Annotated in this window: 17 protein-coding genes and 1 tRNA gene; 7 read left to right on the top strand and 11 right to left on the bottom strand. The window is 49.8% G+C overall.

Annotation, left to right across the window (positions count from 1 at the left end):
• Positions 1 to 416 precede the first annotated feature (416 nt).
• Positions 417 to 488 (bottom strand) — tRNA-Gly (locus tag CVV44_16090).
• Between the two features lie 298 nt (positions 489 to 786).
• On the opposite strand from CVV44_16090, the gene CVV44_16095 reads away from it, so the two are divergent.
• Both CVV44_16095 and CVV44_16100 read left to right on the top strand, forming a co-directional pair.
• Positions 787 to 2724: a hypothetical protein gene (locus CVV44_16095; protein ID PKL37156.1), complete on the top strand. Its 1938-nt coding sequence runs from the start codon at positions 787 to 789 to the stop codon at positions 2722 to 2724.
• A gap of 3 nt (positions 2725 to 2727) precedes the next feature.
• The gene (locus tag CVV44_16100; protein PKL37157.1) at positions 2728 to 4314 is read left to right on the top strand and encodes a hypothetical protein; all 1587 of its coding nucleotides are present in this window, start codon (positions 2728 to 2730) and stop codon (positions 4312 to 4314) included.
• A gap of 11 nt (positions 4315 to 4325) precedes the next feature.
• Here CVV44_16100 and CVV44_16105 read toward each other — a convergent pair whose 3' ends face one another.
• The 4 genes from CVV44_16105 to CVV44_16120 all read right to left on the bottom strand — a co-directional run bounded on the left by CVV44_16105 (position 4326) and on the right by CVV44_16120 (position 8360).
• Positions 4326 to 4649, bottom strand: coding sequence for an anti-sigma factor antagonist (locus tag CVV44_16105; GenBank protein ID PKL37158.1), 324 nt, complete (start codon positions 4647 to 4649; stop codon positions 4326 to 4328).
• A 167-nt stretch (positions 4650 to 4816) separates the two neighbouring features.
• Positions 4817 to 6190, bottom strand: a complete 1374-nt coding sequence (locus CVV44_16110) for a hypothetical protein (protein ID PKL37159.1) — start codon at positions 6188 to 6190, stop codon at positions 4817 to 4819.
• A gap of 8 nt (positions 6191 to 6198) precedes the next feature.
• Positions 6199 to 7107, bottom strand: a complete 909-nt coding sequence (locus CVV44_16115; GenBank protein ID PKL37160.1) for an ATPase — start codon at positions 7105 to 7107, stop codon at positions 6199 to 6201.
• A gap of 284 nt (positions 7108 to 7391) precedes the next feature.
• Positions 7392 to 8360, bottom strand: coding sequence for a hypothetical protein (locus CVV44_16120; GenBank protein ID PKL37161.1), 969 nt, complete (start codon positions 8358 to 8360; stop codon positions 7392 to 7394).
• Between the two features lie 315 nt (positions 8361 to 8675).
• On the opposite strand from CVV44_16120, the gene CVV44_16125 reads away from it, so the two are divergent.
• Positions 8676 to 11093: a hypothetical protein gene (locus CVV44_16125; protein PKL37162.1), complete on the top strand. Its 2418-nt coding sequence runs from the start codon at positions 8676 to 8678 to the stop codon at positions 11091 to 11093.
• Positions 11094 to 11320: 227 nt separating this feature from the next.
• Here the strand turns inward: CVV44_16125 and CVV44_16130 are convergent, their stop codons facing one another.
• The 6 genes from CVV44_16130 to CVV44_16155 are packed head-to-tail and all read right to left on the bottom strand — an operon-like array spanning position 11321 to position 17541.
• Positions 11321 to 12523, bottom strand: a complete 1203-nt coding sequence (locus CVV44_16130) for an argininosuccinate synthase (GenBank protein PKL37163.1) — start codon at positions 12521 to 12523, stop codon at positions 11321 to 11323.
• Between the two features lie 60 nt (positions 12524 to 12583).
• Positions 12584 to 13522 carry an ornithine carbamoyltransferase gene (argF, locus tag CVV44_16135; protein PKL37164.1) on the bottom strand — a complete coding sequence of 313 codons (939 nt, stop codon included), beginning with the start codon at positions 13520 to 13522 and terminating at the stop codon, positions 12584 to 12586.
• Complete coding sequence (locus CVV44_16140) at positions 13519 to 14799, bottom strand: aspartate aminotransferase family protein (protein PKL37165.1); 1281 nt, start codon at positions 14797 to 14799, stop codon at positions 13519 to 13521. The genes argF and CVV44_16140 overlap by 4 nt, the downstream gene beginning before the upstream one ends.
• 39 nt (positions 14800 to 14838) lie before the next feature.
• Positions 14839 to 15198 carry a hypothetical protein gene (locus CVV44_16145; protein PKL37166.1) on the bottom strand — a complete coding sequence of 120 codons (360 nt, stop codon included), beginning with the start codon at positions 15196 to 15198 and terminating at the stop codon, positions 14839 to 14841.
• A 31-nt stretch (positions 15199 to 15229) separates the two neighbouring features.
• A complete protein-coding gene (locus CVV44_16150; GenBank protein ID PKL37167.1) occupies positions 15230 to 16306 on the bottom strand; it encodes a hypothetical protein in 1077 nt (358 codons plus the stop codon).
• Positions 16307 to 16350: 44 nt separating this feature from the next.
• Positions 16351 to 17541 (bottom strand): ornithine acetyltransferase, encoded by a 1191-nt coding sequence (locus CVV44_16155; GenBank protein ID PKL37168.1) that lies wholly within the window; start codon positions 17539 to 17541, stop codon positions 16351 to 16353.
• Between the two features lie 227 nt (positions 17542 to 17768).
• Between CVV44_16155 and CVV44_16160 the strand changes: the two genes are divergently transcribed.
• The 4 genes from CVV44_16160 (at position 17769) to CVV44_16175 (ending at position 22455) form a co-directional block, all read left to right on the top strand.
• Positions 17769 to 18107, top strand: coding sequence for a hypothetical protein (locus tag CVV44_16160; protein PKL37169.1), 339 nt, complete (start codon positions 17769 to 17771; stop codon positions 18105 to 18107).
• A 51-nt stretch (positions 18108 to 18158) separates the two neighbouring features.
• The gene (locus CVV44_16165; protein ID PKL37170.1) at positions 18159 to 18650 is read left to right on the top strand and encodes an NlpC/P60 family protein; all 492 of its coding nucleotides are present in this window, start codon (positions 18159 to 18161) and stop codon (positions 18648 to 18650) included.
• Positions 18651 to 18782: 132 nt separating this feature from the next.
• Entirely contained in the window at positions 18783 to 19460 is a 678-nt protein-coding gene (locus CVV44_16170; GenBank protein ID PKL37171.1) for a hypothetical protein, read from the top strand.
• Positions 19461 to 19485: 25 nt separating this feature from the next.
• Complete coding sequence (locus tag CVV44_16175) at positions 19486 to 22455, top strand: formate acetyltransferase (GenBank protein PKL37370.1); 2970 nt, start codon at positions 19486 to 19488, stop codon at positions 22453 to 22455.
• The last annotated feature ends 2 nt before the right edge of the window (positions 22456 to 22457 follow it).

A 22457-nucleotide genomic window follows, 5' to 3' on the forward strand; every position in this document is an offset into this window, starting at 1 on the left:
CGAGAAAACGGCTTGATTTTTCAACACCGATGGAATTGTTTTTGAAGAAAGGTGTTGCACTTAATTGTTGAATCTAAGTAATCAAACTAATTTGAATTTTAAATTTAGGTCATTGACCGATTGATTCATGAATTTTCACTGCAGGGATTTCCGCTTCAACAAGGACACTGTTGGCCGGATACCTGAAGCTGTGAAAGGAAATACACCGTTCTTGCCGTTCCTCCTCGGTTATGCCGATCTTTTCAAGGGCCTTCAGGAATGGTTTTATTATTACGTTTTCGTTAGTTGGGTTTACCGGTCATTTCTCTTTCTCCTCGTGGCACAAATTTTTGCTACATTTGTGCTACATTTGGGTATTTTAGAGAAACGCCAGTTGTCTGGTAGCTTCTATCTCCTGAATATATCAGGAGTTGATGAGCGGGTGACCGGAGTCGAACCGGCGACGTTCAGCTTGGGAAGCTGACATTCTACCACTGAATTACACCCGCAAAACTTCGTACAGACTAAATATCAGCATCTTTTTTTCAAGACTTTTCCGAGGGGAAGGGGATATTTTTTATAAACAGAGTATGTCATTTTAATGATATGAGCATTCAAATGATCCATATATCATCGTTTTCAGCCGGTATCAGGAGCATTTATCAGTGCTGATAATGCTTGACTGGAGCCGATAATAGCAATATATCAGTGCAGCGGGTTAAAAGTACGGATCTTTTTATTAACTAATTTCACCGCGCACTGTCTAAATAATGAAAAGTAAAATCCCTTTATAATATGTATCAAGACATGAAAAAACCGGTCAAAAAATTGTTCATACCATGTATTACAGCCGTCCTTACGGTTGTTGTTTTCATGACCGGATCGGTCCATTCCCAGAATATTAATGAGCTGGATAATCGCGCGCAGGAGCATTTTGATAAAAAAGAATTCAGCAGCGCCATAGCCCTGTGGCTCAACATCCTGGACATTGAGCCTGATAACGAAAAGATCCAGAACAAGATTGAAATGATATATGAGCTCAAGCAGAGAAAGGATGTGGCCCTGCAGACGGCCAAGCTGAATTACCAGATTGCAAAAAAAATCCTGGATACCAATTACGAACTGGGAAAGTCTAAAGCGAAAATTGCAATCAACAGCTATATTGAGGCTTACCGTATAGACCCCGAGGATCAGGAACTACAGGCGCTGAAGGACGACATGAGACGGCTTAATGACCAGATCTCTGCCGAGGAGGAGCGGCGGCGCCTGTCCAGAGAACTGCAGGAGAAAAACCTTCGTCTCAGGGCCATGGCCCAGCAGCACATGGAGGAAAAGCAGTATGAGCAGGCTCTTAAAATATGGAATGATATACTCTCTTTTCTGCCCAGCGACGTAATCGCCATAGAGGGAAAGAGGACCTGCAGGCTGGCCATTGACAATAGGCTTAAGTTTGAGAAGATACAGCAGTTCATGGCGAAGGGGAAGGAGCTTTTTGCGGCGAAAGAGTTCAAGATGGCACACCTGGAGTTTGTTCAGGTGCTGAGTCTTGACCCCGATAACCGTGATGCGAAAGAGTATATCACTGAAGTTAATGATGAGCTTGATAAGATAAGAAGGTTCGAGCAGCGGAAGCTTCAGGCCGAGGATTTTTATCAATCGGGGATACGAAATGTCGATGCGAATAATTTCGACCTGGCCCTTGAGGATTTTGAAAGCGCCCTGGCCCTTATAGAGGACTATAAGGATACAAAGCAGCGGATCGCCGGCATGGACAGGTTAAGAAAAGACTACCGGGAAAAGGAAAAGGAGCGCCGTCTTTTTACCATCAACAAGGAATTTCAGGACGGGATACTGGCCTTTTCCGAAGGGAATTACCGTATAGCCATCTCCGCCTTCAGTAAAACACTCAGTCTTGACCCGGACAATAAACCGGCAAAGGACTACCTCCAGAGAGCCCAGGATGCCCAGAGACAGCTGTCGGAGGAGGAGGTGGACCAGTTTTCTCCTTATTATGACATAGTCAATTCGCTGGTGATTTCAGGTAAGGGTCTGTATAATAAAGGCAAGTATTTTGAATCCCGGAAAAAGTGGGACCAGATATTGAAACTTTTTCCCAAGAATAAAATTGCCACGGAATACATATTAAAATGCGACTTGAAACTGAGTCCTGATTCCTATAAAGAATTTTCATTGCGGATCATAAATGAAGGCAAAGATTCGCTGAAAAAGAAGAAGTTTCCCGATGCATTGAAAAAATTCGAGTTGATTAAATCAATCGATGCCAATTATCCTGGTATAAATCAGTATATAGCCGCGGCCCGTGGCGGTATGACCGCGGAAAAAGACAACCTGACCGTGGCGGATAAAAGAGAAGTTGAACGTCGTCTTCAGCTGGCGGGAACATATTACCAGAGGGGCGGCAGGGATAATTATGAGCAGGCCCTGGTTCAGTATCGCTGGATAACCCAGCGGGACCCGGAAAATGTCAAGGCCGTAATCGGGGCCAATAAAATTGAATCAATGCTTCGCATTGAACCGGGACAGGGAGCGGCGGGGAAAAAACCCAGGCTTACGCCTGAACAGAATCAACTGGTTAAAAAATATTATTACAGTGGAATCAATTATTATACCAGTAATAATTTCCAGAAGGCTATTGATGAGTGGCGTAAAGTCCTGGCCATTGATCCGACACATGTGAAGGCTAAAAATAATATCAGGAAATCACTGGCATTTCTTGGAAGGTAATGGATGAATAAAAAGGAAGCGGCAGACAGGGAGCAGGATAAAAAAGCAGAGCCGGAATCGGGCTCTCCGGAAACGAAACGGGAGAAGATCCGATTCGGCCTTCGCCTTAAATTCACCCTGGCTATAATATCCCTCGTTTCCATTATCCTCCTGACCATAACTGTCTTTTTTGTCTGGCGGGAAAGCAACCTGCTTTCCTCCCAGGTTTTTGAATCGATGCAGCGTGAAATGGTTCACCTGTCCAATACGGCCCAGGAATCAATAGGCATTGATGAACTTGCCATTATAGCAGCTGTGAATGATCTCAAGAAAATCTCCTACCTGAAATACGCATTTGTCCTGAATGCGAAGGGACAGATCATACAGTATTTTGACCACCGCGGAGAGCGCGCCATCGGGAGCCCCATTGAGGATAACGTAAACCGTTCTCTCAATACGAAAAGTGGAGAGACAAACGCAACCATCGTAAGCTACAAGGACCCACAGGAGAGGGGAGGTAAAATATATGATTTTGCCCGTCCCGTTCTGAACAAGTTCGACAAGAAGAATATCGGTTTTGTTGTTATAGGACTCTCGGACATTATCATACGGGAAGAGGTGGCCAGGGTCGTGAAGATTATCGCCCTCATTTCATTGTCTTTTCTTTTTCTGTCCATAATAGGCACCATTATTCTCGCCGGCATCATCATCAAACCGATCCAGAAGCTTTCATCAGGGGCCGCTGAGATCGGCCAGGGCAACCTGGATTACCGCATCGAGATCAGCAGTTCCGATGAACTGGGGATGCTGGCCCGGGAATTCAATGTAATGACCGCTCAGATCAAAGAGGCGAAAAACAAGGAAATCGAATCCAGGATCATGGAAGAACAGCTCGAGATGGCCAAGGATATCCAGGAGGGCCTCAATCCCATGGAATATTACAACAAGGGAGGGGTGCAATTAAAGGGATATACCAAGGCTGCCAAGGGGGTCGGCGGGGACTATTTCGATTATATCGATATTGATGAATTCCGCGTCGGGGCCCTCATAAGTGATGTTTCCGGTAAGGGGGTTCCCGCATCGCTTGTCATGGTTATGATCCGTACTGTTTTTACTTCCTATATCACCCGGACAGATATTGACTGCGCCAGCGTGGTAAAGGCCATCAATGATTCGCTGAGCGCCGATTTCGCCATAGATAAATTTGCCACGCTGTTTTTCCTGATATACGACCGGAGGACCGGCGAGCTCTCCTTTTCTAATGCCGGTCACGGGCCTCTTTACTGTTACCGGGCAAATCTTAATGCCGTTACTACGGCAAAACTCGACGGGGTTCCCATTGGCCTCATGGAGGATGTGGATTATACCCAGGCAAAGGTAAAACTCAATCCCGGGGATATCGTTATCATGTTTACTGACGGTGTTACGGAGATGCGCAACGCCCAGAGAGAAGAATACGGACTGCACCGTGTTCAGAAGATGATTCTCGACAATCACCATCTCAATGCTGAAGAGTTTGTTGAATTGCTGGTTAATGATATTGACGCATTCAGGGGGGATGTTCCGCCGCATGATGATACCACCATGCTTCTTATGAAAAGGGAAAGTTGATCAGCCAGTTGTTATAAAAGTTCGTCCTCGGTATCGTAGATTTTAAAGAATTTATCCAGTGTTGCCAGCTTGAGAATGTTGAGAACGTCATCATGTATGTTCATCAAGGCGAATTTCCCATTGTGAGCCTTCATTTTTTTTTGTCCAGCCACCAGGGCCCCGATGCCCGAGGAATCCATGTAATTAACATTGGCCATGTCCACAACCACGCTGGTAAATTTGCCGTCGGTGATGCTGAAAAGGGCTTTTTTTAATTCACTGACATTATAAAGATCCACTTCTCCACTGACCAGGATGATTTTGTGTTCACCCAATTCTTTGAAAGAAATATCCATCAAGTCCTCCCCTGTACATCTGCAAGAATCGAATCTTATATGTTGAAACTATCGGGCTGTCAACATTTATTTGGAAAAATTATGTCGTTTATGTCACATCTTAGTTAAGATTATAAAGTAGCGCCCATTTTGTAAAGCAGAAAAATATTCAATTTGATCATAATCTTTCATTTATCAAGGAATAGTTTATCAATAAACTCAGAAAGATCAAGAAAATTATTTACTTCCTTCATTTCTACACAATGTTTTTGGTAAACCGAGGCAATGCTGTCACTCCAGTCCCAGAGATGTTTCCTGTCGGGATTGAGCCAGAAGATGTTGCGCGATCGTTCCTTTATTTTGATAAAGGAGTCCAGTCCGGGGTCCTGGTTGTTGTTGCGGGCATCGCCCAGCACGAGAACGGAGGTCTTTTTATTGAGGGCATCGCTGTAATTGCCAATGAACTGGTCGAAACAGCGGCCGTAATTACTGCCCCAGCCATAGGTGAAATCTGTATCGGCGAAGATGGAATTCATGGCCCGCTCCGGGTCCATCTCCCTGAAAAGGGGGGTGATTTCCACCAGGGTGCTGATAAAGGCGAAGGTGCGCACCTTGCTGAAGAGGCCCTGCAGCGTATGGGTCAGGAGCAGCATGAAGCGCGTATACTGGCTTACGGAACCGGAAATATCGCAGAGGACGACGAGCTGGGGCCGGTCGATTTTCATGTTGCGGTTATATATCTTGAAGGGAATGCCGTCATACTGCAGGCTGCTGCGGAAGGTCCGCTTGATGTCAATACTGCCGTGCTTCATCTTCTTTTTTCGGAGAGATATCCTGTTTTTCAGTTTCTGGCCGAATCGCTTTATGAGTTCGCGCATTTCCCGTATTTCTGCCGGGGTAAGCTGGTAGATATACTTGTTGAAGAGATAATCCTCCCTCTCCTGGAGAGATGAGCCGATCTTTTTCTTGTCGAGGCGGTTTTTCATCATGCCCAGGAGCAATTGGTCGTAAAAATTATCCCTTTCTCCCTCGCCGAGACCCTCTTCGCCGTCACGGCGCGCCGGACTGCTATAGGACTGTTGTACCGAACTCCGCGACTGGAAGAGCATCATCCCCATGCCGCCGCCGCCCGAATCGGACTCCATCAATTCATCGAGAAAAAGCGAGAGGAGCTCTTCGGCGGTTTTTTCGAAGATATCGTTTCGTGTCAGTTCATCGAGGAAGGAATCCATGCGTGATTCCAGGTCCCTTTTCTGTTCATCGGAAAGATCCTGCTCCCTGGTGTTATCAGCCTCGTCAAGAAAGGCTTCGAGGGAATCGCCTTTTTCAAAAAAACGGGTGAAGCATTCATCAAAAAGGGGAATATCCGTATAGTCTTTTATGAGTGTTGTTTTCAGTGTCTGCCTGAAGATGTTTCTGTCTTCAATAACCGTGTGGGACAGGGAATTGAAAAGGGAGAGTATCTCATCGGTGGAAATACGGATATGGGCATCGCGAAGAACGTCGATGAAATCATAAAACCGTGATTGGATGGGAGGTGTGTTGATTTTTGCCGGCATCATGGTCCCTTTTAATGGACAAAGATTTCCCTGGCATGCTTTTTGACCAGTTCTATGTCCTTTTCATATTTCAGGATGCAGTTCAGCGTAGTCACGGCTATATCATGATCCAGGTGTTCATAGCCCAGGAGTACCAGGGCCCTGGCCCAGTCCAGTGTTTCGCTTATGCTGGGTTCCTTTTTGAGCTGAAGCTCCCGGATTTTATGCACGGCCCGGACAACATCGTTGATCATGGTATTGCCGCATTCCGGGACTTTCAGCGAAACGATCCGCTCCTCCAGGTCACGGCTGGGATAATCTATGTAAAGGTGCAGGCACCGCCGCTTCAGCGCGTCGGACATTTCCCTGGCGCTGTTGGAAGTGAGTATTACAAAGGGTTTTTTCTTTGCTACGATGGTGCCGATTTCCGGAATACTCACCTGGAAATCCGAGAGTACCTCCAGCAGGAAGGCCTCGAATTCCGAGTCGCTTTTATCTATTTCGTCAATGAGCAGTACGCTCTGTTTCTCGCTGGTAATGGCCTTGAGAATGGGCCGGGGTATAAGAAATTTTTCTGAAAAGAACACGTCTTCTTCGGAGGATAGTCGGTTGACTGCCTCGGTCAGGGTTTTTTCATCCTGCAGCAGGGCCGAGAGTTTGTCTTTCAGAATCTGCGTATACAGGAGCTGCTTGGCATATTCCCACTCGTACAGGGCCTTGGCCTCATCGAGTCCTTCGTAGCACTGCATGCGGATCAGGTCCAGGTTCAGCGCCGAGGCCACGCATTTGCCCAGTTCCGTTTTCCCCACACCGGCGGGGCCTTCCACCAGGACAGGTTTTTCCATCATGAGGGCCAGGTACACCGTGGTGGCTATTTCCTTGGAGGAAATGTATCGTTCCTTCGCGAGAGATTCTATGGTGTGTTCAATACTTTTAAACATGACTGTTACCATCCGGGGAATCAAGAGTACGTTTATTCAGCCAGGGAATCGGACTCCCATATGAACATTGCATAAGAGTATGTATATTTTGCAAGGAATTAATTGTAAATCAGGGGGTCAGAGCCCTGGAAGGGGATTGGGGGTCAGAAATTACTTGCAGTGTGCTCGGCTATAGTGCTTAACTGTTTCAGGCTGCCATGTAGAAAAAGAAAAATTCAGGAGATTTGTGCTGATCACATCAATTGAAAACATATATTCGGAACAGGGGACCTCCACGGCCCCCTTTATTTTTTCCCCGCCATGGATAGGACAAAATCCAGGTCCCGGAAACGCAGCCCCATGTCTTCAGGCATGGAATCCCCGACAGCGGCGCCCCGGTCTTTCAGTTTCGTGATGAACGCCAGTACGGCGCCGAAGCTGCTGTAATCCGGTTCAAGCCGGTCGCCCTTAAGGGCCTTTGCAATCAGTTCATTGTTATTCCCAATCATCGTCGTCAGTATTTCTTCCACGGCAGCCTGCTCATTACGGTTTCCGGCAGCGGCGCCCGTGAGGATAGCCATGTCCTGGTCCAGGCCCAGGGCAAAGGCCGCATAAGCTTCCATTATCAGGGCGCGCTCCACGACACCCCATACCTTGATGTTTTTTCGTATGACCGGCGGCGCCATGGGTATGACCAGTCCCGGCGGAAGCACTTTCTCGCGCAGGATGAGGCGGCCGTGGGTCGTCGTATCGAGGTATCCCAGGTCCAGGTTCTCCATCTCTCCCGTTGATATTTCCGGGGAGGGGATGAAGACGAGGCGCGATATTTTTTCCTCGCCGCGATGGCGTGCCGTGAGAAGAATGAAGTCGGCGTTCATACCGGCCGTTATGTATTTTTTTACGCCCGAGATAACAATGGAATCGCATTTTTCCGCAATGGTCACCGGTTCATGGCCTGCCTCGGAATGGGCCAGGGCCCCGAGAGCGGCTTTTTTATCTCCGCCGATGATGGACAAAATCGACGGGGACTGCACCGGCACTTCTTTTACGGCCCGCAGCAGGGACTGTATCAGTGTGGCCTGTACGATCCAGAGCAGGGCCAGGCCCATATCACCGCCATGGCGGGCCAGGAGGAGGGAGGGGCGAAGGTTATCGTATATATCGATTTGAGGGGGATACAGGGCAGCCGCGCGCTGCCAGGCAATTTTCTGTTCCGCCGGATTTTTGTATCGCGCAATGTAGCTTTTTTTTATTTCTGCTAAATATGATTTCATTGTCATGCACCGTCCGGGATAAGTCTTGTGCCGCTGTAATATCCTCATGATACTTTTGTTTTTTTGGCTGTCAATGCAAATGTAGGGGACACAAATAACCGGTGAGAAAAAGGGCGGTAATCAAGGTATGGCGGGGAGTAACTGTAGTTGGTAATAATAGCCATAAAAAACCAACCGGACGGTTTCTTGATTGACAGAATCTATAAGCTGTTCTATAGTGCAGCATGTAGTTTTTACATTTATTTTTAAAGCAGCAATCAAGCCAGACAACAAAGATACCGCGGCACACTTCAATGCGGCAGTGGGGGTATATCTATGAAAAAAATACTGTTTTCATTATGCCTGATCCTTATAGGGATAATTCCCGGAAAACTCATGGCCCAGTCGGCCCTGGAAGGCATGTTCAGCACTGATCCCGTTACAATGGAAAGCATTAATCAGGACCTGGCTAATGCGGGCATTACAGGCGCCACGGTCTATTTCAACCAGGCGGTGACGGTACCTGCCATTGACAATCCGCATTCAAACGGTGATATAAAACTCTGGGCTACGGTGATCACGCCCGCATCAGCGGCGGCAAAGAAACTGCCCACGATCCTTATAGCTACGCCGTACCGCAGGGATGGTATGATCAAGGGGCTTTTCCCCTTCCTGAAAATGGATTATGCCGTCATGGTCATCGACATCCGGGGAACGGGCTCGTCGGGGGGATACTGGTGTTCCTTTGATCTTTGTGAACAGTATGATATCAAGTATGTCGTGGACCGTTGGATCCCGGCGCAGAAATGGTCCAATGGACAGGTGGGGATGTACGGGGCGTCCTATATGGGTATTATCCAGATGCTCACGGCCGGTCTTGTCGATGTCGATGAGGAGACCGGTGAGCCGGTACACCTGAAGGCCATATTTCCGGCCGTTCCCATGAGCGACGCATACCGGGATATAGTGATGCACGGCGGAAATGTGGACATGGCCTTCATTCCCCAGTGGATGGGAACCGTGGACATCATGGCCCTCATGCCGTCCCTGCTGTACCGGCAGGATGATGACGGTGTCACTGCCTATGATATAGCCGAGGCTGTTTTCAACTGGACGGCCAGCATGGAGCAGCTTGGCATCACCGCGGGATGGATCATGGACGCCGGCCATATTGAAGACGGCCCCTTTTATGACCGGAAATCGCCCATGATATACTGGCCCGTGAAACCGCAGGCCGGCTGGGGATTCACCGAAGGGGATACTCGGACAATTTCGACTTCACTCCCCGTTCTGACCATTGGGGGCTGGTTCGATATCTTCACCAGGGGCACACTCAATAATTTCCAGTATGGCCTGGCCGATCATGCGGCAGCCGACAAGGCCATGATAGTGGGAGAATGGTATCACGCCACGGCTGCCATGGGACCGGGAGTAACATCTCTGAGTAACGGAGAACTGGCAGTCCGCTGGTTTGACTGGAAGATTAAAAATAAAAGTGATTCCTTCATGGCGGAGTATCCCGTCCTGCTTTATGTTATGGGTGTTGACCGGTGGCGCGCTGAAAAATCATGGCCCCTGCCGGGAGACCGTGTGACGGGAAAGACCATGTTCTTATCCAGGGCGGTCATTGATCCCATAGAAGGTGACCCTTTTACAAACAGGGAGGGTAACCTGATTTACGGCCTTTGCGGGGACTCCGGCGCGGTTGATTATGATGGAGAAGATCCCGTTCTCAATCATTCCGAGTACCAGTATCTCCACGGATGGTCCTCGCGGTCCGACTGCCGGTGGATGGCCGGTCTTTTCGCCATTGAACAGCAGACCTCGAAACTGGAACAGGGTATAAATAACGACGCCGATTACTGGTTCGAAGATGAACGCAGCGACGACTGGAAGATACCGACTTTTACGACGGAGCCGCTCGAGGAGGATATGGAGATCACGGGACCGGTCCTTCTGAAATTCTGGGCCAGGACTGAATTTCCCAACACACTGTTTCCGCTCAAGATCGATGCCCTGACAAAACTGATTAAATTCAAGACCGGGATGAGTGAAAATCTCATCCTGGATATGTTGAATGACAAGGATGTCCAGTTTGTGGCTGAGCTGAATGATGTATTCCCCGATGGAAGGGCCAGAAATATCACCTCGGGATGGCTCAGGGCATCACACCGTCAAAAAAATTCTCAGGAATCACCGGCTGAAACGGAACATGCCCTTGACCCGGCATATGTTCCCTTTGATCCCTTCTACGATTCACCGGACAAAACACCTGAAAAAATCAGCGAGGGTGAACTCTATGAATACGCCATTGAACTCTGGCCGACCTGCAATGTATTCAGAAAAGGCCATCGTATTCGTGTAACGCTCAGCGCCTCGGATTTTCCCCATCTGCTGCCGATCCTGCAGCCTTCAAAAACGACCCTGGTCATGGATGAAGATCACCGGGCCGTCGTGGAGTTCTCCGTTACCGGCAGTGAAGGTGAGGGTGAGTCCTGGAAATGGGTAGATGATGTGGACAAATATCTGACAAAAGAAAAGGATGATCCCCGTTTTGGCGGTTATGACGGCAGATCGGCCGTTGACGATACGGCCGGTTCCCGGAATGCCGGGGGATGCGGATCGGCCGCCCATGCCGGGACAGGGCACGGTGTCGAAACAGCCATGCCCGGGCTTTTAAACCTCATGGCAACAATGCTGATTCCATTAATATTGGTACTACGGAGGCGATGGATAAAATATCCATCGCGATGATATAAGGATATACCGGAATATGCTTTGACCGATGTGTCCAACTGCTGCCCTTCTTTTACTTCCTTGATAGTTTTATACTATATCGTCTGGTATGGACTGCATCGGCAGGGCATGCCAGACGTTGTTTTTGTATCGGGGAGGATGAAGGCACCTCCATTAATTAATAATAGAAGAGGGATGCCCGTTGACGAGCATCCCTCTTCTATTATTGGCAGGTTTAACCGGAATTATCTTTTCTTTTTCAGCAGGGCTTCCACTCTCGATGGCAGACCGAAGATACGGAGAAATCCACTGGCGTCTTTCTGGTCATAGAGGGCGCTTTCATCAAATGTGGCGATATCGGGCTCATAAAGGGTGACGGAAGATTTTCTGCCCACAACCACGCAATTGCCCTTGTAGAGCTTGACCCGTACCGTACCGGTGACGTTTTTCTGGGTTTCGTTGATAAAGGCGTCCAGGGACTCGCGTCTCTTGGTAAACCACAGACCATTGTACACGATTTCCGCATATTCATTGGACAGACGGTCTTTCAGGTGCTGCGTATCGCGGTCCAGGGTGATGGATTCCAGGTCGCGGTGGGCTGCCAGGAGTACCGTTCCCGCCGGGGTTTCATAAACTCCCCGGGATTTTATGCCCACGAGACGGTTCTCGACGATGTCGATGCGGCCTACGCCGTTTTCACCGGCCGTCTTGTTGAGTTTTTTCATCAGCTCGACGGGACCCAGGCGTTTGCCGTCCAGAGCCACGGGGGTGCCCTGTTCGAAATCGATTTCAATATACGTGGGCTTGTCCGGCGCCGCTTCCGGTGATTTGGTCAGTATGAACATGCTGTCATCGGGCTCCCGGTAAGGATCCTCGAGAATGCCTCCTTCATAGGAAATGTGGAGGATGTTCCTGTCCATGCTGTAGGGCTTGTCCTTGGATACGGGAACGGGGATGCCATGCTTCTGGGCGTAGTCAAAGAGAGAGCTTCGGGAATTGAGGTCCCATATGCGCCAGGGAGCGATAATTGTCAGTTCCGGTGCCAGCGCCATGAAGGCCATTTCGAAACGAACCTGGTCATTTCCCTTGCCCGTGGCTCCATGACAGACCGCGTCTGCTCCTTCTTTAAGGGCGATTTCCACCTGTCTTTGGGCTATGATGGGGCGGGCCAGTGATGTTCCCAGGAGATACCGGTCTTCGTAAATTGCGTTGGCCTTGATCGCTGCGAACACGTAATCTCTGACGAAGGCCTCGGTGAGGTCCTCGATATAGCATTTGCTGGCGCCGGTCTTGATGGCTTTTGCCTCCAGGCCGTCGAGTTCCTCTTCCTGGCCCACATTTGCTGCGTAGGCTATTACTTCACAGTTATATGTATCAATGAGCCACTTTACGATAATGGATGTATCCAGTCCGCCTGAATACGCCAGTACTACTTTTTTAACCTTCATTGTATACCTCTTTCATATTGTGGAATGGTTGTTTACCCTGTATTTATTTAGTTAATGATTTCAACTCATGAGAGCGCACATGATAGATTTCTGCACGTGCAGCCTGTTTTCCGCCTGGTCAAAGACTATGGAGTGGGGAGAATCGATGACATTGGCGTCGATCTCCTCACCGCGGTGCGCCGGAAGACAGTGCATCACCTTGCATCCCGGGGCTGATTTTTTGACCAGGTCCAGGGTAATTTTAAATCCGGCGAAATCTTTTTTCCTCCGGGCCGTTTCTTTTTCCTGGCCCATGCTGATCCATACATCGGTATAGAGGTAATTGGCGTCCCTTACAGCGGCTTTAATATCACTGGTTATGGTTATCTCCGCTCCCGACAGGGAGGATATCTGATATGCCTTTTCCACCACGGCTATATCGGGCTGATATTTTTTCGGCGTTGCCACGGATATTTTTGATCCAAGTATGGCGGCGCAGAGCAGGAGTGAATTGGCTACATTGTTTCCGTCTCCCACATATGCCATCTTTACATTTTTCAGATCTCTGTTTCGTTCGTATATGGTAAAATAATCTGTCAGGGCCTGGCAGGGATGAAACGAATCGGTGAGACCGTTGATGACGGGGATAGAGGCCTCCCGCGCCAGGTCAGTCACTTTCTGGTGATTATCCGTTCGTATCATGATGCCGTCCACATAGCGTGACAGGACCTTGGCTGTATCGGTGAAGGTTTCCCCTCTCCCGAGCTGAATATCCGACGTGCTGAGAAAAAGGGCCTGTCCTCCCAGTTGGTAGATGCCGGCCTCGAAGGATACCCGTGTCCGTGTTGAACTCTTCTCGAAAATCATTGCCAGGGATTTTTTCTTGAGATAGGTATGCCTTTTCCCTTTCTGGCGTTCTTTTTTCAGTTTGACGGTAAAATCAAAGAGATTGAGAATTTCCTCCCTGCTTAGATCCGCTACATTCAGAAGGTCCTTTGTCCTTACTTTTGGTATCTTCACTGTGCCTTACCTTCTTCCATAATGATTTTTTCCAGAATATTCATACCCGCTTTTACAACGGGCATGGGAATGGTCAGTGCCGGCATAATCCGTATTACTTTTTCGGAAGTGCAGTTTATTACGAGGCCTCTCTGGAGAGCCTTTTTAACGAGTCCCGCTCCCGGTATGGTCAGTTCAAATCCGATATGCAGACCCAGCCCGCGTATGTCCTTGATGATATCGGTCTTTTTCTGTATGTCCGCAAGCCGCGTTACTATATACTGGCTTGCCTTTTTTACATTGTTGAGAACTTTCGGTTTTTTTATTTCCTTGAGCACCGCTTCGGCTGCGGCGCAGGCAAGGTGATTGCCGCCGAAAGTACTGCCGTGAAGGCCTTTGCTGAGATGTTCAACAAGGAAATTCTTTGTATGCATGGCTCCAATGGGAACTCCTCCGCCGAGTCCCTTGGCCATGGTGACCACATCAGGGATGATATCATACTGCTGGAAGGCAAACGGCGTTCCCGTGCGCCCGATCCCCGTCTGAACCTCGTCGATGATGGTGAGGATGCCGTACTTTTTGCATAAGCTGAAGACTTCTTTTACAAAAGATTTTTCAACGGTGATGATCCCGCCTTCGCCCTGGATGAGCTCCAGTATTACTGCCGCGATATTCCGGTTTTTTTTGACCTCCCTGGCAAAGGCCTCGATGTCATTGTACGGGAGGTATTTGAACCCGCGGGGAAGGGGACCGAAGCCTTCATGGATTTTTTTTTGCGCCGTGGCAGTCATGGCTCCCATGGTGCGGCCGTGGAATGAATTGGTGAAAGAAAGTATTTCATATCTTTCAGCATCCAGGCTCATGCCATAACGGCGTGCCAGTTTGATAGCCGCTTCATTTGCCTCGGTGCCGCTATTGGCAAATAGGGTTTTTCCCGGAAATGACAATTCCGAAACGAGGCGTGCCGCGTTGATCTGCTGCAGATTATAGTAGTGGTTCGAGGAATGCAGTATGGCGTCAACCTGGCCGTGCAGCGCCTTTTGAAGCGCAGGATTGCCATACCCGAGATTCGACACGGCTATGCCGGTGAAGAAATCTACGTATTCCTTCCCGTCCTGGTCATAGAGGTATGCACCGGAACCCCTGGTAAAACAGACCTGCTGTCTTTCCCCATAATTCTGGTAGAGGTATTCCCTGTCATTCTGTATAATTTTATCTAATTTGGATGCCGGCACGGTATTTTTCTCCCCAATCCCATAAAAATAAAAAATCGGGTTTGGCCCGATAAAAACAGTAATACATTATAGGGGATAAAAAATGTCAAGAATTAATTTTCATCAATGGCAGGCGAGGATTTTGTCGTGAATGAACTCCACCAGGTCATGTTCCATTTCACCGGCCGCTTCGAGAAATTTTTTTGCGATGATACCACCGTGGAACAGACCGTCCTTTGTCAGTATGGGGGTTTTCTTATGCCGTCCCGGGACTTCACCGTCATCAATATTGTCGTGGCTGTATCCCTTGTGCTTTTTCCAGGTCAGGACCTTTTCAATGCCTTCTTTGCCGTAGCATAGCTGGAATCCCTTCATGGTCTTATTGTCATCATACCAGACGATGAGATCGAAAAATTCATCACTGAACCATCGGCGGAATCCTTCTTCTTCTATCTGGCGTACGTGGGGTACTTCACGAAGCATAACGGGTCTCCTGTTGTTGAGATGGTAAATTTTAAAGATGAAAATCGAAACCGGTCATAATGGATAAACCGTCAAAACCCTGGTCGGTATAGAATATTCTTCTATAGGAAACACCAAGGCGGAATACAAAGGGACTGAAGTCAAAATGCAGGGCGCAGGCGGCGTCGGTGGAAAAATTGACAGTCTTCACATCGGCAACAATGGGGTCATCGGGGCCTCCCCCGCTGGGAAGAAAGAACCTGGTGCGTGTGAAAGCCGTGCCGGCTCCTGCAGTGAAAGCGAGTAATATATGGGACCGTACGGGATAAGTGTATTCGAAATCGATATATGTGTTCCAGACCTGCATGGTGGAATTGCTGGGGACATCCTTGTCCTCCGAATCGATGGAGAAAAATTCGGCGTTGAAAATGAAACCGGTTCCGGCCAGGAGCCTGTTCGAATCGTAACGGAGGTGAGGAGTTACAAACCAGGCATTGTTATAAATGTCGTGCCATGGACCGACGATGAACATTCTTCCCGCGTTGACACCGAAGGAAAAAGGCGAGAATGTGTTGTACAGCGGAATGTACGGCGACGGCGTGAGCAGTTTGATGTTTTCTTTTTCAAAGAGTTCAATCTGTCTGCCCAGTTTCGTGGAAAAAAGATCCATGGAGTTTTGCATGAGAACGCCGGTCTCTATGGAATTGTCGGGGAAAACAGCAGATTTGCCCGTGATGGTGTTATAGGCGATGACATCAATAAAGGTTTCATTTTCCCTGGTATGCATAAATCCGACGATGAAAAGGTCCGGAACGGGATATTTATCCGACATGGAATCCATGAGCTTCAGAAGTTCTTCGGAGCCTTCCTTCTCCTGGGCTGCGTTCAGGGTTATTATTTCATCATTCTTTATTTCAATTATATAGGATGTATTGTTTTGAAGGTACTTTTTCAGCGTTCGGGGGATGATGGACGAGTAATACTGAAAATCATTGTTTTCCATGCGGATATCGAATCCGAATATGGTGATATTGGTTTTAATGGGCTCCTTTTTTTTTGATTCCGCTGCCGTGAGGGGAATGGCGATGATAAGGATTCCCGCTATTATGGAAACTGTAGCTGTTCTCATATACTATCGGTAAACCATCCCGGGCATTCTGTCAATATGAAAATCTATGTTGTGTACTCGGCGTTGATTTTGACATAGTCGTAGGAGAAGTCACAGGTCATCATCATGGCCCCTGCCGTTCCCATGCCCAGATCAATCATCACATCGAATTCACGGTTCTTCATGATATTTTTCAGGGTTTCGTGGTCAAAGGGGACGGGCGTACCGTTTTTAAGCAGTGTGATGTCGCCGAATGATATGGTCAGGGTTTCCTCGTGAACATCGGCGCCCGAGTAGCCCGCAGCGCAGGCAACGCGGCCCCAGTTGGGGTCCTGGCCGAAAAAAGCGGTTTTTACCAAGGCGGACTGAGCCACGGCCCGGGCGACACGCCATGCGTCGTCGTCATTTTGCGCGCCCGTAACCCTGACCCTTACCAGCTTTGTGGCGCCTTCGCCGTCGGTTACCAGCATGGCGGCAAGCTCCATCAGGACATGCTCCAGCGCCGCATAAAAGGAAGCAAGATCGCCGTCTTCTTTAAGGTGCTCGGCCCCTGCCGGTGACAATATCAGGGCCGTATCATTGGTGGACATGTCTCCGTCGATGGTTATGGCATTCAGGGTTTTTTTGACGGCCTTCCTGAAGAGTGCCGTCAGGTTTTCCGACGCTACCGGGGCATCGGTGATGATGAAGGCCAGCATGGTGGCCATGTTGGGAGCTATCATACCCGAACCCTTGGTGGTGCCGGCAATGGTGTATGTGCCTTTTGACGTCTCGAAGGAGACCGATATGCTTTTCGGGAAAGTATCCGTTGTCATAATAGCTTTGGGGATAATTCCGCCGTTTTCCCGTGATAGCGAACCGGCCAGGTTTTCGTGGGCCGCCAGCATTTTTTCGACGGGGAGCTGGTGGCCGATAATTCCCGTGGAGCACATGAGAAGCGACGAGGATTCCGTGCCGAGCTTCGCGGCCATGTCTTCGGTCAGCGTCAGGGCATTGCCGTATCCCTGGTTACCGGTACAGGCATTGGCGTTCGTGGCATTGATGAGTATGCCGCGTATTTTATTGCCGATCCTTTCCCTGCAGAGTTTTACCGGTGCGGCTGAAACCCGGTTGGTGGTAAAAAGTCCCGCGGCGTTGCACGGTATATCGGACACAATGAGGGCGTAATCGAGCCTTCCCTCATACCTGATATTGCATGATAAGGCTGAAAATTTGAATCCCGGTACATTTTCAAGGCCGCCCTGAAGCACTTTCATATGATTTCTCCACTATGGAATGAGGATAACACTGTAAAGAAATAGCATATGCAGTAATGTCAATGATTTATGCAATTATTATTTTATGGAATCAGGGAAAACATGGATAGATGTTTATCCCGCCGATGCATTTTAATTCATCTTATTGGTGATATATATTTTTATAAAAATTGGTTTGATTTCATGATTATTCTTGATTATATGCATACATCGTGGTGAGATGAGTCATGGAAATAACAGTCAGGGAAAAGGGGTCCGTGGTTATCATGGACCTGGTAGGGCATTTCACGATCTATGATATTACGGATATCGAGAATATCTGGAACGGGTATCTGAAGAAAAATATCATGGTAATGGCTTTGAACTGCCGGGAAATACAGTTTATTGATTCCTCGGCCATTGGGAGCCTGGTAAAGATGGTAAACCTGGTAACGGGTTTCGGTATTCAAGTCATTTTCTATGACCTGGGTGAACCCGTTCAAAGAGTTTTTGCCGTGACCGGCCTCAACCGGATCCTCAATATAATGACCGCCGCTGCCTTTGAAGAGCGGTTTGCTGTCCGATAAATTCATCGCCAACCGCTCAATTTCGCCCGATCCGGGGCCGATAACTGGTATATGAGGACCATTATTCTGTGCATGATTTTTTCCCTGGCTGCAGCGGGATGTTCATCGGGCGGATTTCTGTACCGTGACGGGTGGATGTTTTCCCGGCCCGGGAATATACGCAGTCATGTCCCGGCGCGGCGCAGCAATATCGTCGAAACGGCGAAGCAATACCTGGGAACTGACTATCTCTATGGAGGGGTAACCCCTAAAGGATTCGACTGTTCCGGTTTTGTCATGTACGTGTACCGGCAGAACCGCATCACGGTGCCCCGGTCCACGCGGGACCAGTTTGAGGCGGGAACAAGAGTGGCATTGCGCAGGGCCCGGCCCGGGGATCTCGTATTCTTCCAGACATCGCGGAAAGGCATATCCCACGTGGGCATCTATCTGGGCAACTACCGGTTCATTCACGCTCCCAGTACGGGTAAAACCGTGAGTATTGCTGAAATTAAAAATCCCTACTGGCATAAACGCTTTCGGGGAGCCGTGACCTTCCTCTGACCCCGCCTGCCGATCGCCTGTTTCCGATAGATAAATATCCTGCTCAAAAAGAATAAAAATAGCTTGACTTTTACATTAACACTGTTATTCTAACACTGTTAATTGATAAGAAAGCATAACATGGACTGAAAAATGCCCAAATCACCGCGATTACCCCACGAGATTGAAGCTGTCCGGGAAGAAATTCTCGATACGGCCCTGGAGCTCATTATCGAAGACGGCTTCAACAACCTGAGTATGCGCCGTATCGCCGCAAAGCTGGGCATCACGGCCACCACCATCTACAACTATGTGACGGGCAAGGATGAACTGAACCTCATGATCCGCATGCGGGGATTCGACATGCTTTATGAACGGCTCGAGAAGGGGTACGGAAAACATGCCGGCCTGGTTGAACGGCTCGAGGCCATGATTCACGGGTATGTGGATTTCGGCATCACCTATCCCGCTTACTATGATATCATGTTCAATCTCACCACACCGAAATATACCGACTACATTGGGACCGATATGGAACCCATGGCGCTGCGTGAAAAAGAAACGGCCATGCGGTGTTTCGGGATTTTCAACAGGCTCTTGGGGGATTACGCCGCGGAAAACAATTTCGTCGTGGACGGGGACCTCATAGGGTATACCATCACAAAGATGTGGTCCGATCTTCACGGGATCATAAGCCTTTATAACAGCAGGGTGCTCTTCGAGGTGAATGAGGAGAGCAGGTCCGTGCTGGACCGGCGTGTGGAGGATATTATTGCCGCCGCCGTATATCTAAAAGAAATCCTTGAATCGGCGGGAGCCGGTAATAAATAAGGGAGGCAACGGTATGAACAGCGGCATGACAGGACGAAGCGCGGCAAGGGGAAAAGGGGGAACCAACGTGATGGTGCATCTGCTTTTAAAGCTCATGGCGGCCGTGTATAACCGCCGCGCATCGCTGAAGGAATATCTCCGCTGGGACGGGGGATGGATGAACTTTTCCATCGGTATCGAAACAGAAAAGGGAACGGTTCGGCAGGGCATCTCCTTCAGGGACGGCCGTGTCTCGGTTCATCCCTTTGTGCCGGAAAAGGCCGACGCGGTCCTGGTTTTCATGGACGAGGCGGCGGTGCGGAAGATGGTGTCGAGTCCTCCCAATGAGCTGTTTAATCTTCTCATGAAAAACCGCATGGTTCCCCGTGGCAACCTGGCCCACCTGCAGCTTTTCAACTTTCTCCTGTCGGTCCTCTTGAAGAACAAACACATCAAGATACTGCAGAAAGAATTGAAAAAAGAGAGGGCCGGCAAGAATGCCTCTTCCGGCCTTACCGTTCCGGTGAAGAGAGCGTCCTATCTTAAAGCATCCGTCAGGGATAAGGGAGTGAAGTATCTCGATGATGCGTATCTCAGCGCCTACAGCCTCGATGATTTTCCGCGCCTGAAGGAATTTCTCGACATACACTTCACGGCGCGGCCCGCTCTCTGTCATGAACGGCCCCTGCTGCTTACGGAGTGGTACCGGGAGCATGGCTTTGAGGAAGATGTTCACGGCAATGCCTGGATTCCCGAAGTGCGCCAGGCCCGGGCCTACCGGCATCTCATGGAGAATAAGAAACCAATAATACGAAAGAATGATCTTGTGGCCGGCACCACCACCACGAAGGAAATCGGCGTTGTTCTCTATCCCGATTCTCACGGCACCATGATCTGGGGCGAGCTCTTCACAACACCCTACCGTTTTCTCAACCCCTACGATGTGGATCCCGAAACCGTGGAGGTGCTGCATAAAAAGGTATTTCCCTTCTGGTTTCACCGCAATATCCGGGAACTAGTCCGTGACACCGAGTCCTATCCCCTGTGCCAGCAGCTCGATGAGCGCTTTGCCGTCTACTTTCTCTGGAAGACCGTGGCCCTGTCCCACACCATCATTGATTATCCGAAAGTTCTGTCGCAGGGAACCGCGGGAATAATGAGGGAGATAGATGAAAACCTGGGGAAAACTTCCGGAAAGGACGCGGGGAAAAGGGCATTGCTTGAGGCCATGAAGGTATCGTTTCAGGGGATCAATGCCTACGCTGCAAACCTGTGGAAACAGGCCGCCCTGGAGGCCGGAGCCGAAAAGGACCCCGTGAGGAAAAAGGAGCTGGCCCGTCTTGCCGCCATATGCCGCCGCGTACCCCGGTCCCCGGCCCGCACCCTTGATGAGGCCGTGAACGCCCTGTGGATCATTTGGGTGGGGATACACATGGAGAACACCAACGCGGGATTTTCCCTGGGACGCCTGGACCAGTGGCTTCAGCCCTATTTCGCCGCCGACATGGAAAAGCTCACCACGAAAAAGGCCCGGGAGGAATACACGCGCCATGCCATAGAACTCATCGGCTGCCTGTACATGCGCTGCACCGATCATCTGCCACTGGTTCCCGATATCGGGAACTATCTTTTCGGGGGCAGTTCTTCCGACCAGGCCATCACTCTGGGAGGGGTGACCCCGGACGGGAAGGATGCTGTGAACGACATGACCTACATTTTTCTTAAGGTGACGGAAATACTGAAGATCCGGGACCCCAATGTGAATGCCCGGTACCACCGGGGAATCAACAGCGAGGCTTACCTGCGGCGTCTCAGTGAGGTGAATCTCAATACCACGGCCACCCCGTCTATACATAACGATGAAGCGGTCATGGCCTCGCTGGGTGAGTTCAATTACCCGGTGAAGCATCTCCGGGACTGGTCCGCCACGGGGTGCGTGGAGCCGACGCTTTCGGGCCGCCACATGGGCCACACCAACTGCATGATGTTCAACATGGTGGCGGCCCTGGAAATGGCCATGAACAACGGCAGGCATCCCCTCATGCGCTGGAATGTGGGCCCCGAAACAGGGAGCGTAAATGCCGGTGATTTCGACACCTTTGAAAAATTTTACCGTGCCTTCTGCGCGCAGTTCGATTTTCTTGCCGGGCAGTCCTGTGCCTACAACAATATGCTGGGCCGGGCCCACCAGGTGATAAGGCCCACGCCTTTTATCTCGGGAATGATCGACGGCTGCATGAAGTCGGGAAGGGACGTGACCAAAGGAGGGGCCCGCTACAATTCATCGGGAACAGCCTGTATCGGCCTGGCCGACGTGACCGATTCCCTCATGGCCATAAAGAAACTGGTTTTCGAGGATAAGAAGATATCCTTCCCCGAAATGCTCCGCGCCGTGGAACGCAACTTCAGGGATGACGCGGCCCTTCTGGCGCTGATAAAAAACCGGGTGCCGCTCTTCGGTTCCGGCGATGCGGGGGCCCTTGCCATGGCAAACCGTGTGGTGAAATTTGCCCATGACTGTTTCGGGAAAAGGATCAATTACCGGGGAGGGAAATACACGGCCGGGTTCTGGTCCATGTCCAACCACGTTGCCTTCGGGACCCTCACGGGGGCGCTGCCGTCGGGACGGCTGGCCGGGAAGCCCTTTACGCCGGGACTTACTCCCGAGGCCCACGCGTCGAAAAGCCTCCTGGACAACATCCGCGACGTGTCAATGCTTAAGGCTGAAAACATGAATAATAACATCGCCTTCAACGTGAAGGTGGTGCCGGCCCCCGGGGACAGCCACGAAGAGGCCGTGGAGCACATCCACTCCTACGCGAAAAGCTACATGGACCTGGGCGGCATGCAGATGCAGTTCAACGTTGTCTCATCGGCGGTACTGCGCGACGCCATGGCCAACCCGGACCAGTACCGGGACCTCCTGGTGCGCATCTCGGGATACAATGCCTACTTCGTGACCCTGAACCGGGATATGCAGATCGAGCTTATTGAAAGGGCCGAGTTCGGGGTATAGGG

This window comes from Spirochaetae bacterium HGW-Spirochaetae-1 (assembly GCA_002839375.1).
Taxonomy (GTDB): domain Bacteria; phylum Spirochaetota; class UBA4802; order UBA4802; family UBA5550; genus PGXY01.

Bases quoted from the DNA above. Each gene is read 5' to 3' on its own strand.
- CVV44_16095 (PKL37156.1), top strand. From the start codon at position 787: ATGAAAAAACCGGTCAAAAAATTGTTCATACCATGTATTACAGCCGTC.
- CVV44_16100 (PKL37157.1), top strand. From the start codon at position 2,728: ATGAATAAAAAGGAAGCGGCAGACAGGGAGCAGGATAAAAAAGCAGAG.
- CVV44_16105 (PKL37158.1), bottom strand. From the start codon at position 4,649: ATGGATATTTCTTTCAAAGAATTGGGTGAACACAAAATCATCCTGGTC.
- CVV44_16110 (PKL37159.1), bottom strand. From the start codon at position 6,190: ATGATGCCGGCAAAAATCAACACACCTCCCATCCAATCACGGTTTTAT.
- CVV44_16115 (PKL37160.1), bottom strand. From the start codon at position 7,107: ATGTTTAAAAGTATTGAACACACCATAGAATCTCTCGCGAAGGAACGA.
- CVV44_16120 (PKL37161.1), bottom strand. From the start codon at position 8,360: ATGAAATCATATTTAGCAGAAATAAAAAAAAGCTACATTGCGCGATAC.
- CVV44_16125 (PKL37162.1), top strand. From the start codon at position 8,676: ATGAAAAAAATACTGTTTTCATTATGCCTGATCCTTATAGGGATAATT.
- CVV44_16130 (PKL37163.1), bottom strand. From the start codon at position 12,523: ATGAAGGTTAAAAAAGTAGTACTGGCGTATTCAGGCGGACTGGATACA.
- CVV44_16145 (PKL37166.1), bottom strand. From the start codon at position 15,198: ATGCTTCGTGAAGTACCCCACGTACGCCAGATAGAAGAAGAAGGATTC.
- CVV44_16150 (PKL37167.1), bottom strand. From the start codon at position 16,306: ATGAGAACAGCTACAGTTTCCATAATAGCGGGAATCCTTATCATCGCC.
- CVV44_16155 (PKL37168.1), bottom strand. From the start codon at position 17,541: ATGAAAGTGCTTCAGGGCGGCCTTGAAAATGTACCGGGATTCAAATTT.
- CVV44_16160 (PKL37169.1), top strand. From the start codon at position 17,769: ATGGAAATAACAGTCAGGGAAAAGGGGTCCGTGGTTATCATGGACCTG.
- CVV44_16165 (PKL37170.1), top strand. From the start codon at position 18,159: ATGAGGACCATTATTCTGTGCATGATTTTTTCCCTGGCTGCAGCGGGA.
- CVV44_16170 (PKL37171.1), top strand. From the start codon at position 18,783: ATGCCCAAATCACCGCGATTACCCCACGAGATTGAAGCTGTCCGGGAA.
- CVV44_16175 (PKL37370.1), top strand. From the start codon at position 19,486: ATGACAGGACGAAGCGCGGCAAGGGGAAAAGGGGGAACCAACGTGATG.